14 protein-coding genes are annotated in these 14206 nt (G+C 30.9%); 10 read left to right on the top strand and 4 right to left on the bottom strand.

What is annotated here, in order from left to right; translation table 11 throughout:
* Nucleotides 1-98 precede the first annotated feature (98 nt).
* The 8 genes from glmS (at nucleotide 99) to ACO5J6_RS03780 (ending at nucleotide 6784) form a co-directional block, all read left to right on the top strand.
* Nucleotides 99-1928, top strand: a complete 1830-nt coding sequence (glmS, locus tag ACO5J6_RS03815; RefSeq protein ID WP_485642172.1) for a glutamine--fructose-6-phosphate transaminase (isomerizing) — start codon at nucleotides 99-101, stop codon at nucleotides 1926-1928.
* 221 nt (nucleotides 1929-2149) lie between these two features.
* Nucleotides 2150-2482, top strand: a complete 333-nt coding sequence (locus tag ACO5J6_RS03810) for a hypothetical protein (RefSeq protein ID WP_485642170.1) — start codon at nucleotides 2150-2152, stop codon at nucleotides 2480-2482.
* A 477-nt stretch (nucleotides 2483-2959) separates the two neighbouring features.
* Nucleotides 2960-3415: an FxLYD domain-containing protein gene (locus tag ACO5J6_RS03805; RefSeq protein ID WP_485642168.1), complete on the top strand. Its 456-nt coding sequence runs from the start codon at nucleotides 2960-2962 to the stop codon at nucleotides 3413-3415.
* A 217-nt stretch (nucleotides 3416-3632) separates the two neighbouring features.
* A complete protein-coding gene (locus ACO5J6_RS03800) occupies nucleotides 3633-4310 on the top strand; it encodes a 5'-methylthioadenosine/adenosylhomocysteine nucleosidase (RefSeq protein ID WP_485642166.1) in 678 nt (225 codons plus the stop codon).
* 132 nt (nucleotides 4311-4442) lie between these two features.
* Nucleotides 4443-5108: a hypothetical protein gene (locus ACO5J6_RS03795; RefSeq protein WP_485642165.1), complete on the top strand. Its 666-nt coding sequence runs from the start codon at nucleotides 4443-4445 to the stop codon at nucleotides 5106-5108.
* A 3-nt stretch (nucleotides 5109-5111) separates the two neighbouring features.
* The gene (locus tag ACO5J6_RS03790) at nucleotides 5112-6134 is read left to right on the top strand and encodes a DHH family phosphoesterase (RefSeq protein ID WP_485642163.1); all 1023 of its coding nucleotides are present in this window, start codon (nucleotides 5112-5114) and stop codon (nucleotides 6132-6134) included.
* Nucleotides 6135-6257: 123 nt separating this feature from the next.
* The gene (locus tag ACO5J6_RS03785; RefSeq protein ID WP_485642161.1) at nucleotides 6258-6470 is read left to right on the top strand and encodes a hypothetical protein; all 213 of its coding nucleotides are present in this window, start codon (nucleotides 6258-6260) and stop codon (nucleotides 6468-6470) included.
* On the top strand, nucleotides 6470-6784 hold the full coding sequence (locus tag ACO5J6_RS03780; protein WP_485642160.1) for a hypothetical protein: 315 nt from the start codon (nucleotides 6470-6472) through the stop codon (nucleotides 6782-6784). The genes ACO5J6_RS03785 and ACO5J6_RS03780 overlap by 1 nt, the downstream gene beginning before the upstream one ends.
* Nucleotides 6785-6905: 121 nt before the next feature.
* Here ACO5J6_RS03780 and ACO5J6_RS03775 read toward each other — a convergent pair whose 3' ends face one another.
* A complete protein-coding gene (locus tag ACO5J6_RS03775) occupies nucleotides 6906-7481 on the bottom strand; it encodes a TetR/AcrR family transcriptional regulator (RefSeq protein WP_485642159.1) in 576 nt (191 codons plus the stop codon).
* A 156-nt stretch (nucleotides 7482-7637) separates the two neighbouring features.
* On the opposite strand from ACO5J6_RS03775, the gene mnmA reads away from it, so the two are divergent.
* Complete coding sequence (mnmA, locus tag ACO5J6_RS03770; RefSeq protein WP_485642158.1) at nucleotides 7638-8735, top strand: tRNA 2-thiouridine(34) synthase MnmA; 1098 nt, start codon at nucleotides 7638-7640, stop codon at nucleotides 8733-8735.
* 235 nt (nucleotides 8736-8970) lie between these two features.
* On the opposite strand, the gene ACO5J6_RS03765 is transcribed toward mnmA, so the two are convergent.
* From ACO5J6_RS03765 to ACO5J6_RS03755, 3 genes are all read right to left on the bottom strand, one after another.
* Complete coding sequence (locus ACO5J6_RS03765) at nucleotides 8971-9384, bottom strand: hypothetical protein (RefSeq protein WP_485642157.1); 414 nt, start codon at nucleotides 9382-9384, stop codon at nucleotides 8971-8973.
* A 117-nt stretch (nucleotides 9385-9501) separates the two neighbouring features.
* Nucleotides 9502-11235, bottom strand: a complete 1734-nt coding sequence (locus ACO5J6_RS03760) for an ABC transporter ATP-binding protein (protein WP_485642156.1) — start codon at nucleotides 11233-11235, stop codon at nucleotides 9502-9504.
* A gap of 97 nt (nucleotides 11236-11332) precedes the next feature.
* Nucleotides 11333-13057, bottom strand: coding sequence for an ABC transporter ATP-binding protein (locus ACO5J6_RS03755; RefSeq protein WP_485642155.1), 1725 nt, complete (start codon nucleotides 13055-13057; stop codon nucleotides 11333-11335).
* A gap of 216 nt (nucleotides 13058-13273) precedes the next feature.
* Between ACO5J6_RS03755 and ACO5J6_RS03750 the strand changes: the two genes are divergently transcribed.
* On the top strand, nucleotides 13274-14167 hold the full coding sequence (locus ACO5J6_RS03750; RefSeq protein WP_485642154.1) for a helix-turn-helix transcriptional regulator: 894 nt from the start codon (nucleotides 13274-13276) through the stop codon (nucleotides 14165-14167).
* The last annotated feature ends 39 nt before the right edge of the window (nucleotides 14168-14206 follow it).

The raw sequence follows: 14206 nt of genomic DNA, 5'->3' as shown, positions 1-14206 counted from the left end.
TCACAACCTCAACAGTATACAAAAGTTATGAGCAATCATAATAACAAAATTACTGTAGTGATTATTCTCCATAATTTTTTATATAAGGAGAGTAGACTATGTGCGGAATAGTAGGTTACATTGGGTCGCAAAACGCCCAAGATTTTGTATTAGACGGATTGGAAAAACTCGAATATAGAGGATATGATTCAGCTGGAATAGCTGTAAATACGGGGGATAAAAAATTTTCCATAGTAAAAAAAGTGGGAAGACTGAAAAATTTGGCTAATATATTGGATAAAGAGCCGTTAAAAGGAACAATGGCGATAGGTCATACAAGGTGGGCAACTCACGGAAAACCCTCTGATGAAAATTCGCATCCTCATTTTAACAGAGATGAAACATTGGTTGTAGTTCATAACGGTATTATCGAAAATTATTTGGAGCTGAAAAAAGAGCTGATTGCAAAAGGATACAAGTTTAATTCGGAAACGGACACCGAAGTTGTAACTCATCTGCTGGATGAGCTTTATGAGGGGGATTTACTTGAAGCCGTGAAAAAGCTGATAAAGATTATAAAAGGAGCTTATGCACTGGGAATTATGTCCGTGAATGAGCCTGACAGGATAATAGCAGTAAGAAAGGAAAGTCCTCTTATTATTGGACTTGGAAAAGGAGAAAACTATATAGCGTCGGATATACCTGCTATATTGAAATACACGAGAGATGTGTATTTGATTGAAAATAATGAAATAGTCGAAGTAAAAAAAGATTCTGTCAAAATTATGAATACCGAAGGACAGGAGATAGAAAGAGATATTACACATATTGAATGGGATATGGAAGCTGCCTCAAAAGGCGGATATGAATTTTTTATGGAAAAAGAAATTCATGAACAGCCCGAAGTATTGATTGAAACACTGAACAGCAGAGTGGATGAGAATAATAATATAAATTTTGATGACGCAGGACTTACAAAAGAATATTTACAAGGAATAAACAGTATTTATATTGTTGCTTGCGGAACGGCATATCACGCGGGATTGGTAGGAAAATTTATAATTGAAAAGAAAACGAGAGTAAAAGTGGACGTGGATATTGCTTCTGAATTCAGATACAGAAATCCTGTTGTCGACGATAAGACTCTTGTAATAGTATTAAGTCAGTCAGGAGAAACTCTTGATACGCTTGAGGCATTGAAAGAAGCTAAGACAAATGGTGCGAGAGTTGTAGCTATAACAAATGTTGTGGGTTCATCAATAGCAAGGGAAGCGGATCACGTGATTTACACATGGGCAGGGCCTGAGATTGCTGTAGCTTCTACAAAGGCGTATACTACACAAATGATAATTCTTTATTTGCTGGCTACAGATATGGCTTATAAATTTGGAAAAATTAAAAGGGAAGAATACGAGCATAATATAAAATCTCTATACAGACTGAAAAAAGATATAAAAAAGATGTTGGAATATTCCGACAGGATAGAAGCAGTAGCTGACAGGATTAAAAATCAAACAAGTATGTTTTATTTAGGGAGAGGGCTTGATTATGTCATTGCTGTGGAAGGAGCTTTAAAATCAAAAGAAATTTCATATATTCATTCGGAAGCTTTTGCGTCAGGGGAACTGAAGCACGGGACGATAGCTTTGATTGAAGACGGAGTACCTGTGATAATTAATGTTACCCAGTCCGATTTATTTGAAAAATCGGTATCAAATATAAAAGAAGTTACTGCAAGGGGTGCCTATGTTATAGCTATCGCCAAAGAGGGAAATACACTGGTAGAAGAAGTAGCTGACGAAGTATTCTATATTTCTGATGTAGAAGATGACTATACAGGATTTCTTTCAATAATAATTCATCAGTTGTTGGCATATCATTTATCAAGGCTCAAAGGAAATGATGTCGATAAACCGAGAAATTTGGCTAAGTCGGTAACTGTGGAATAAAATAAAAAGTGTATTTATAATATTTTTATGTGTTTTAAATGCAGGAGCGTTGTATTTAGATTTATTTTATTCGCTGCTTATATTATTTAAAATTCCGAATGGTTTAATTTTAAAAAATAACGGTTCGGTAATAGTTTATAAAAAATCTGTTTAAAAAAATAGAAAAATAAGGTATAATATTAGTACATAAAAATGAAGTGATAAAAATAGGAGGGATATTTATGAATTTTGATGATTTAAAAAAAGGGGCAGAAGATACTTTACATAAAACAGTGGAAGGTGCAAAGGACTTGGCTGATAAGGCTATTGATAAAACAAAAGAATTTGCAGAAAGTGAAGTTGCTCAAAATATAAAGAAAGGGACTGAGGACGTTATAAATAAAACGGTTGAGGGAGCAAAAGATTTGGCTGATAAAGCTGTTGATGAGGCAAAAAAATTAGGAGACAGCAAAATAGTACAGGATATAAAAAAGGGAGCAGAAGATACTTTACATAAAACAGTGGAAGGCGCAAAAGACTTAGCTGATAAAGTAACTGATAAATTTAAAAAATAAATTTATGTAAAAAATATCTGAAGTAAGACAAAATATAGAAAAGGGAGAAAAATTCATGGATTGATATGAAATACCCTTTTCAGAAGTAATCATAACTTTAGGTATGCACCATATCGAAAAACTTGAGATATTATAGTTAAATTTTTATGTTTATAGATTTAAATTATCTCAAAATATACAAGATAGATTTAAAAGAGTAATCAGTGTAAAATTTTAATATTGAGACTGTTTCAGAAGGAAAACTTAAAAATAATATGAATAAATATATTTTTCATATATTTTATTTTTATTTTTTCTTTTTTGAAACAGTCTCTTTTCATATCCTTTTTATATGGAAAATATTTTGAAAAAACATATTTACTTAAAGTAATATTTTTATTATAATATTAAAATAAGAATTATAAAATAAAAATTATATACTAAAAATGATAAAATAAACCAAAAACTTTATGTGAATAATGAAAGGATTTGGTATATATGAAAAAAATGATGACAGTAGCAGGGATAGTTTTACTTCTTTCTTCATGCGGAGTAGTAGGAGCAGCGGGAAGTGTTGTAGGAGGCACAGTCAAAGCAGCGGGAACTGTTACGGGAGCGGTAGTCAAGGCTACGGGCAATATAATAGGCGGAATTATCGGAGGAAATGACGGAGAAATAGAAGCTAAAGGTGTAAAATACAAGTTTTCAAAAACAAAAGTCGAAAATGACGGAAATAAAACAGTAGTAATAGGAACATTATCCCATAACGGAAGTAAAAAAGAAAATGTAAGTATTCAAATTCCGTGTTTTAACAAAGACGGTGAAAAAGTAGGAGATGCGATAGACAGTACGGACGTTATTGAAAAAAATAAAAAATGGGAGTTCAGAGCAGTATTGAATACCGGAGATGTGAAAGCCTGCAAAGTAAAAGACGCATACGTATATGCTGAATAATAAGAGATAAAAGAAGAAAAGTCATAAAAGATAAATTTCAAAACTGAAATAAAGATACAATAAGAAATATAGAAGAAATATAGAAAAAGTAAAAAAAATAATGAAATTGATAAAATTATTACTGATAAAATTATTAAAGTGAAAATAGAGACAGATATAAAAGATAGAGATAAATATAGTACATATATAAATATAATATAAAAAAATAGGAGAAAAAATGATAGGAATTATTGGAGCGACAATACAGGAAGCGGAAGCTGTAAAAAAAGAAATGACAGATATTATTGAAGAAACAGTGGCAGGAATGACTTTTTTCAAAGGGAAATTTTGTGGTAAAGATATTGTGTTTGTCCAGTCGGGAATATGTAAAGTAAATGCCGCAATGACGGCTACTACTCTGTTATACAGATATGACATAAATACGGTAATATTTTCCGGGGTTGCGGGGTCTCTTGATAAAAAGATAAAAGTGGGAGATGTAGTTATAGGAACGGACATTGTTCATCATGATGTTGATGCTACTGAATTTGGTTATAGAATGGGGCAAATTCCTCAAATGAAAGTATGGTCTTTTGAGTCGAACCCAAGATTGCTTGAAAAAGCTCAAAATATAAAAAATGATAAATTTAAAACATTTTTCGGGAGAATTTTGACAGGAGAACAGTTCATAGGTGAAAAAGAACGAAAAATAGAGCTTGGTAAGGAATTTGAAGCTCTATGTGTAGATATGGAAAGTGCTGCCGTTGCACAGGTATGTTACAGACTGGATAAAGATTTTCTTATTATAAGGTCTATTTCGGATACTCCGTCTGATGAAGCGGGAATGGAGTACAATACATTTGTAGAGCTTGCGGCAAATAATTCCAAAGAGATATTGAAAGAAATATTAAAATAAAAAAGGAGGATGAGGTAACTTATAAGATGACCTCAAATGTATATGCGATTTCGTTTGAATTTTTTTAAAATACTCAGACTGATAGTGATAATTGCTTTTATTATATATGCTTTTTCAATAGGAAAGCAGTTTTTGAAAGAAAAAAATAAAAATACCGAAAAAGTAACTAAAACATTCGATATAAGAAAGGATGACTTTCATAATTCGGAAAATAAAGGCAAGAAAACAGAAAATACTCAAACTGATATAAAAGCTGTAAATCCGCCTGTAACGCAGACCCAAACCGTTGAAAACACTAACGGAACTACTGAAACTCCGAATAATACAAATAAAACCGATGAGCAGAAAACAGGGACTGCTTCTCAGCAGCAAGCAGAAAAAGAAGCTAAGGAAAAAGCTGACGCCCTTAAAAAAGCCGAAGAGCAAAAAAAGAAAGATTTAGAAGCCCAGAAGATACAAAATGATTTGCTGGCACAAAAAAATAAAGAAATAGAAGCTAATAAAAAAGCTAAAGAAGAAGCTGCTAAGAAAGCTAAAGAAAATACGGCTCAGAAAATGACAAACAAAAAATTTCTTCAAGTTGCAACTTTACAGACAGAAGAAGCTGCCAAAAAAGTTGCAGCTCAACTGGGGGGGGATTTTTCAGTACAGGCTATAAAAGGAACATCGGGTAAAACAATGTACAGAGTGATTTCATCCAGTACGGATAATGCCCAGACATTGAGTGCAATGGAAGCACAGGTGAAAAGTAAATTCGGTGCTTCATATAAATATATAGTGAGAACGGCAGGAAAATAGAATATGTTAAGTGATAAAAAATACAGGGGCAATGTTACACTTGAAGAAATTAAAAATGAAATATTAAAGGCAAAAAATATAATTCTGACAGCACACACTAATCCTGACGGAGATGCTTTAGGGTCAGTGTTGGCTTTTTTATTGATGTTGGAAGAATATAATAAAAAATTTATAAAAAATCTGTCGGATATGAAAAAAATAAGAATAATAATAGACGATGAATTACCTAAATATATAGAAAAATTTGAGAAAAGTTCACTAATAGAAAGATATGATGATACTTTGATAAATGAAAAAGCAGATTTATTTATAAGTTTAGACTGTGCTAACGTTGAGAGATATGGCAGAGTATTGGAAATAAAGAAAAATTGTAAAAAATCTGTAAACATTGATCATCATATTAGTAATACTGAACATGCGGATCTCAATTATGTGGAAGATGTTTCCTCCACAGGAGAGCTGATTTATCAGTTTTTAGAGTTGTTTGATATAGGACTTACTAAGGAAATCGCTGATTTTATATATTTGGGGATTATAAACGATACAGGAAATTTCAGGCATGACAATGTTACCTCAAATACTTTTAAAGTCTGTTCTGAATTAATGAAAGCAGGAGCAGACAATCATAGAGTTGCAAATATTATTTTTGCCATGGGAAGGAAAAAAGTCAGTCTTTTTGGAGATGTGTATAAAAATAATAAAATGATTGAAAAATATAATTTTATTTATTATTATCTGTCTCAGGAAAAAATGAAAAGTTTTGGAATAGAAAAAGAAGATACGGACGGTATAGCGGAATTACTCCTAAAAATAGAAGATTCCGAATTGTCATTGTTTATAAGAGAAGAAGAAAACGGAACATTTAAAGGAAGTCTCAGATGTAATGATAGATACAATGTAAATGAGATTGCTTCGATATTTAATGGCGGCGGACATATAAAAGCGGCAGGATTTAAAACAGATTTACCATTTGCGGAGATTTTGGAAAAAATTCTGAAAAAACTTGAAAAATATGAAGTCGGATAAAAGTTGAATAATTATATTTAGAGATTGTTTATTAATTTTAAAAATGCTATAATATACATAGAAAAAAGTGATAAAAAGTTAATAAACAGAAAAAGAATTGGAAACAATTCTGAAGGAGAAAGTATGTTTAATATGTTTAATTACTTGCAGTTAAAAGGATTTAACAATTCTGAACTGAAAAGACATTTTGAAAAAATTGATGAAATGAATGAAAATATTAACAGACTTCTTATTGAAAATCCGGGAACGGTTTTAAAAGAAATTAAAATTTCTTATTTAGATGAAAATAAAAATCAGATACATTTTGATGTAGATTTTGAGGTGATAAATAACTAATGAATATTAGAAATCAGTTATTAAATATAAGAAAATTTATATTTTTATTTATTTTTCTTTTTTTGGTCAGCTGTTCGTCAGTAGGAAAAAGAACAGTGCCTGATTCCGAAGTTTTACCAAAGGACTCTATAGTTCAGATAGGAATTCAGGGAGTAGAAAAAAAATTTGGAGAAACCGTATATTCTGAAAATGTCGGAATATACAAAAAAGGTTATAGAAATTGGAAAGTAATCCTGTACGGCAAAAATAATTTTTATCTTGCCCATATAACGGAAGACGGTAAAATAGTTTCAATAGAAAAAGGAAGTTATTAATAAAAAAATTGTTTCAAAAATTATAAAATATAAAAAATAAAATATAAAAATTATAAAATACAATAAAAAAATGTTTATAATTTAGCAAATTAACAAAAAAATTATAAGCATAATTTTTATATTATTTAAAAATTTTGTCAAAAAAAGCAAGAAAATCATTAATAGCATTATTATTTTTTTCAATTTTGATTTTCAGCATAGTTCCTTCAAGGAGGGAAATCAGAATTCTTGCATAAATTTCAGGCTCTATATTTGAATATTTACGTGGATAAGCCATTTTTAAAGAAGAAAGAAAGTAGGAAAAACGGATTTCAATTTTATTATAAGACTTTGAAAGTTCGCTTCTCACAGTTTCGTTTATATCTCCAAGCTCAATGGCGAGATTTCCGAGGGGACTGCCTCCATGAAATTTATTATGCTCTATGTTTGTGAAATATTGATAAAAAAAGGTTTTTAGTTTAAAAATAGAAAGGTCATCAACAGTGAGAGCAAAAAATTTTATAAGATTATCGGTATGATACCTGATAACACTTAAAAGGAGCTCTTCCTTGTTTTTGAAATAATAGTAAAAAGATCCTTTGGGTATTTTACATTCGTTTAAAATATCTATAAGTCCAGTATTTTTATATCCTTTATAATAAAAAAGTTTGGCACTTTTTTTTATAACATTGTTTTTTTTAACAGTTATTTTATCCATTATCAGCCTCTTAAAATTGTATTTTAAGTAATTTTATAATTTAATGAATGTGTTTGTCAACCATTTTATGAATAAATTAATTTTGATTTATTTGCATTTGATTAATTTTTGAATTTGCTGGTTGGAGTAATATTTATATAAAGAATAGGAGAATAAATGAAAAATAAGAAAGTAGTATTGGGGATGTCAGGAGGTGTGGATTCTTCTGTTGCCGCGATTTTATTAAAAGAACAGGGATATGATGTAATAGGTGTATTTATGAAAAACTGGGAAGAAAAAGATGATAACGGTGTCTGTCTTTCTGAAGAAGACTATAAAGACGTTATTGCAGTGGCTGAACAGCTCGAGATCCCTTATTATTCGGTAAATTTTGTAAAAGAATACTGGGATAAGGTTTTTACATACTTTCTGAATGAATATAAAAGAGGTAGAACACCAAATCCCGATGTGATGTGTAATAAAGAAATAAAATTCAGGGCATTTTTGGACTATGCCATGAAAATAGGTGCAGATTATGTGGCGACAGGACATTATGCAAGAATAATCCACGAAGAAAAAGACGGAAATATAAAGTCCGTGATGCTTAGGGGAGTAGATGACAACAAAGACCAGACTTATTTTTTATGTCAGTTAAATCAGGAACAGCTTGAAAAAGTTCTGTTTCCTCTGGGAAACTATACAAAGCCTCAAATTAGAGAAATAGCTGAAAAATATAATCTGAAAACTGCAAAGAAAAAAGACAGTACAGGTATATGCTTTATCGGAGAAAGAAATTTCAATGAATTTTTGAGTAAATATCTTCCCGCTAAAAAAGGGAATATTGTAAATACTGAAGGAAAGATATTAGGTCGACATAACGGACTGATGTACTATACGATAGGACAGCGAAAAGGGATAGGTATAGGAAACACAAAAGAGGGGACAGGAGAGCCGTGGTTTGTCGTGGATAAAGACCTTGAGAAAAATGAACTTGTTGTAACTCAAGGGGATAATTTAGTGCTGTATTCTAAAGGGTTGATAGCCACAGACTTTAATTTTATAAATAAAGATGAAATCACTTTTCCGTTAAACTGTACGGTAAAATACAGATATAGGCAGGATGATTCAAAGGCTGTGATTAATAAACTTAATGAAAATGAATACGAAGTAATATTTGACAAGCCTCAAAAAGCTGTTACATTAGGACAGATAGTCGTTGCTTATAACGGAGAAAAATGTCTGGGTGGAGGAGTAATCGATAAGATTATAAAGTAAAAAGGGGTTGTTTCATAAGTCAAAAATAATTTTGCTAACATAAATGTTATATATTTTTATTGATTTTATAAATATAGTAAAATATATAGAATTTATGATTTGGTAATTTTATTTACTTTATGAGACAACCCCTTTTTTTATAAAACGTTATAAAAAAATAGATGAAATAATACAAAAACATAATTATAATTTTTTTTCAAATGAATAAAATGAATAATATGTTTTTCGTATGTTTTTATTTATAAGTTGAATAAATTTCACTAAATACTTTTTTGAAGCTGGGTGAAGCAACTAAATTAAAGTCTTTATCAGTGAGTTTACGACAATTTTTAAAATAGTAGTATTCAAAAAGTAAGCTGTTATCTCCTGAAGGATGACGTAATCCCTCGTCATATAACATAGCATTTACCGCTGATAAATTATTAAAGACTTCATCCTGAGATACTTTCATTTTACCTTCACTTGTATAAGCCAGCTGCATAATCGAAGCTCCGATAAAAGAACATCTTCCATTTGTTTTAGCATTGTCTCCGAACATTTGAAACCATTCGTCAGGCTCCATGATAAGAACTCCCCTGTTATCTCTTTCAGGTGCTGAAAAACTGAGCATAGCAAACATAAATAAGCATATTAAGATTATTTTTTTCATTTATACTTCTCCTTATTCTGTATTTTTATTTTATTATGATAATATAAAAGAGTTTATTTGTCAATAGTCAGTTACAGTTTATCGGGCAAAGTAATTCAGAAAAAAATTAGAGCTTTATCAAATTAGGCTGTATTCTTCACTTTGTGCTTTTTTCATTTCGGTGTACATATGATAATATCTGCCTTTATTTTCCATTAATTCTTCATGAGTACCTTTTTCTTCTATAATACCGTCCGACATTACTATTATATGGTCATAATTCCTGATAGTATTGAGTTTGTGGGCTATAGTAATTACTGTTTTATTTTCGATCAATTTATTTAGAGATTTTCTTATTTCATACTCGTTGTCGGCATCAAGGGAAGCGGTAGCTTCGTCAAGCAAAATAATCGGAGTATCTTTAAGTAAAGCTCTGGCAATGGAAATTCTCTGTTTTTCTCCCCCTGAAAGTGTGGAACCGCCTTCACCTACAACAGTATCATAACCGTTTTCCAGTTCTGTTATAAATTCGTGGCAGTTGGCATTTTTAGCGGCTTCAATAACTTCTTCACGGGTTGCGTCAGGTTTTCCCAGTTTTATGTTGTTTTCTATAGTATCATTTACAAGATAGACATCCTGAAAAATCATACTTATATTTGTGAGCAGTTCTTCGGGATAGACTTTCCTGATATCAACTCCGTCAATGGTGATAACTCCCGATTGACAGTCCCAAAATCTTGCAATCAGGTTTGTAACAGTTGTCTTTCCTGAACCTGAAGAACCTACGAGAGCTGTTGTGGTACCCTGTTTCGCTTCAAAACTGATATTTTTCAGTACAGGTTTGTCCTTTTCATAAGCAAAACTTACATTATCAAATTTTACAGTATAATCTTTAAAAGGAATAACTTCGTATTCGTAAGAAATTTCCTTTTCGTTGTATACATTTATAAGTTTGTCGGTTGCAAGCTTCATATATCGGAAGAGTACATACTGGGCTGAAAATGCCTTTAAAATATTTGAAAGGGAAAGTCCTATTATGATATATGAGAAAAACATTATTTTAGTAATGGAGCCGCCTATAAACAGTCGCGTAGAAAGTAAAAGAAGCAGGGCAAAGGAAATATCCACGGTTAGTTGAAAAATAAGAATATAGGGAGCTAAAGCGATTTCAGTATTGATACTTTCTTTTTTTAAATCATTGAAGCTGTTTGTCAGTCTTTTAAACTTTTCCCCTGCAAGATTATAGGATTTGAACAGCTCCATTCCCGAAATGTATTCGACCATACGTGAAACGACATTGTCCATAGTATGTTTTTTATTTAAGGCTATTTTGGAGCTTTTTTTCATTCCGAGAGTTATAAATACAGCTCCAAATCCTGCAATAGCAATCTGAAAAAACCCTAAAATCGGAGAAATGACAAAAGTAATCAATAATAAATATACTGACAATATGGAAAGTTTTATAAGCTCGGATGTACTATGGGTAAGTACATGTTCAAAATCCTGTAAATCATTAGTTATAATATTTATAACATTTCCTATATTATGTTTGCTGAAATATCCTAAATTCAGGTTTCTCAAATGATCTCCCATACGAAGCCTCAAATCCTGAATAATTCTTGCTCCCTGACTTTGTATTCCTGTATATCCGACACGGTTGAATAGGTATCTAAGTATATTTGCAATGAGCATTATAACAGTGTAAATTATAATTTTATGAAGTGTAAATATATTTGTTATGAGGTCGACTATCGTAAAATAGAACATCATATAATTCATCATATAAAATAGTGAGTCTATAACAAGGAAGAATATCGGTTTTTTTAGACGTTTAAATTCCTTACCTGAAAGGGTTTTTATATCATTAAACATTTTTTATCTCCTTTTTTTATAAAATTTTTATGGAAATATTTTTTTGAAAGTATAATCTGAATATTTTATCCATTCTATTTAGCTCTGTTTAGTACTGTCAATTTTCCTGTTTTTCTTCATTATATAGAGACCATAAATGCCAATAATCGGCTCGGTTTTTAAGAAGCTCATCGTGAGTTCCCTGTTCCATAATTTTCCCTTTATTCATAAAAACAATGTTATCGGCATTTTTAATAGTATAAAGTCTATGGGCAATAATCAATGCAGTTTTTCCTTTCAGTAAAGTTTTTAAAGCTGACTGAATTTTAGCTTCATTTTCAATGTCGGAATAAGATGTTACTTCGTCAAGTATGACAATAGGGGTATTTTTCAAAATGGCACGGGCAATGGAAATTCTCTGTTTTTCTCCTCCGCTTAATTTTATTCCGCCTTCACCTATTTTTGTTTCATATTTATCAGGCAATGACATAATAAAATCATGAATTTGAGCTTTTTTAGCAGCGTTTTCGACTTCGTCACGGGTATAATTTTTTCCCATTAGAATATTTTCATATATTGTATCGTGAAGCATAAAAGTATCCTGAAAGACAAAGGATACATTATCCATAAGGCTTTCATAGGAAATATCCTTTACATTTATGCCGTCGATAGTTATTTTTCCCTCATCTGTGTCCCAAAATCTTCCTGCTAAAAGTCCTATTGTAGTTTTTCCCGAGCCTGACGGACCTACAAGAGCTGTTGTAGCACCTGCCTTAATATTTAAGGTAAAGTCATTTATAACTTTAGCTTTATTGTATGCAAATGTAATGTTTTCATATTTTAGACCTTGGGAAAAATTTTGAGGAAATTTGATATTTCCTGATGTCTGTTCTTTTTCATCAAAAATTTCGATGATTTTTTCCATTCCTTTCAAAAGGAAAGAAAGATTTTGAGAAAGTTCAAATAATGACTTTAATGAATTTAAGAATATCGTACTCATCAAGAGAAACAGAATATAGACGGGAACAGTTATTCGACTGTTCAGGAGCATAATCCCACCAATAGGGATAATAAAGAGCATTCCCGTATCTACAAGACAGAGAAATGCTGAATAATAAGGTACTGCGAGTTCCGTAAGCTCTACCCAGTAATCTGCATATTCCTGAGTGTTGTCCCTGTAGTCTTTAAAGGATTTTGCCGTGAGATTAAATGCTTTCATAACATTCATGGCATTTATATATTCCATAATTGTAGAGTTCAGTTTTGCTACAAGTTTGTAAAAATGGTCCACTTTTCCCATATAGTTTTTAAACATACCGCTTTGGGCGAGTATCCCTAAAATAACAGGGATAAATAGTACTAATGACAGCTTCCAGTTAAAATAAAGCATAATTCCGAAAAAAATCAGCGGAGTTACAAAAGCCGAAGATAAATCAGGAATTTGATGGGCGATAAAGTTTTCAAGTTTTTCCACATCTTCATTAATAATTTTTTTCAGTTTTCCTGTCATACTTTTTTTAAAAAAACCCATATTCAGTCCTGACATATGTTCGATAAGGTCAATCCTTATTTTATAAAGGATATTGAATGCCGAAATGTGGGAGAATATTCCCGATAAAATACGTGCGGCGACACCTAAAATGATGAAAAATATGGCTTTGAATACTAAAGACTGTATATTCCTGTAATCAATTTTATCGTTAAAAAGTTCGAGAATAATCCTGTATACAAGAATATAAGGAATTGCTGATAAAGTAGTGCTGATTATACTGAATAAGGCAGCAATGATAAGTTTAATTTTATGCTGTCCTGAAAGTTTCAATAAAAATTTTAGATTGTTCATAAAAAAATCTCCATTCACTAAAAGGCTCTTTTTAATATTTTGATTATCAAAATATTTTCTACTAAAATTATACCTCATATTTATTAAAAAATGTAGATGTATAATAAAAAAACTTTCAAAAAATAAAAATATGTAAGAAATTTGTCAGAATTTTGTCAATATAAAGTATTTATGTGGTATAATCTAATATGAATATAACGATATTAGGAGAAAAATATGCAGATAAACAGATTATTTGAAATGGTTCATATATTACTGAATAAGAAAAATGTAACTGCCAAAGAATTGGCTGAACATTTTGAAGTTTCTATAAGAACTGTGTACAGAGATATCGAAACTCTAACTTTTGCAGGGATACCCGTATATTCCTCAAGGGGTAAAAATGGAGGAATTAGACTGCTCGAAAGCTATGTTTTAAATAAAACTCTGATTTCTCAGGATGAACAAAATGAAATATTGTACGCATTACAAAGTCTAAAAGCTGCCAGTTATCCCGAAGTGGAAGAAATTCTTGAAAAAATGAGTCTGATTTTTAATAAATCATCAGATAACTGGATAGAAATCGATTTTTCCAGATATGGAGCTGAGGACAGTACCCTATTTGAAAATATAAAAAAAGCGATATTAAATAAAAAAACGGTCAATTTTACATACCATAATACAAAAGGGGAAAAATCCCGAAGAACTGCCGACCCGCTGAAAATATGGTTTAAAGAAAAGGCGTGGTATCTGTTTGCATATTGTCATGAGAAGAAAAGTATCAGACAGTTTAAAATAAACAGGATAAAAGAGCTGACTTTAACAGAAGAACATTTTGATAAATCAATGGAAGATTTTGAGATAAATGATGAAAAGGAAGCAGTAAAGAGAGTAAAAGTTATAGTCGAGATAGATAAATCACAGGCATATCGTGTCTATGATGAATTTTCGGAAGAAAATATAAATAAAATGAAAGACGGAAATTTTGAAGTTATAATAGAAAATCCTGAAAGTGAATGGGTTTACGGATATTTGCTTTCTTTCGGAGAATATTTGAAAGTAAAGGAACCCGAAAGAATAAAGAAGATTTTATCAGATAAGATTGAAAAGATGAGAGAGAATTATTTGTAAAAAAATTATAAATAAAATTTTGAATATGACACACTGGTG

Source organism: Pseudoleptotrichia sp., assembly GCF_057270515.1.
Note: the sequence above shows the minus strand (reverse complement) of the source record. Positions and strands in the feature narration are given on the sequence as shown.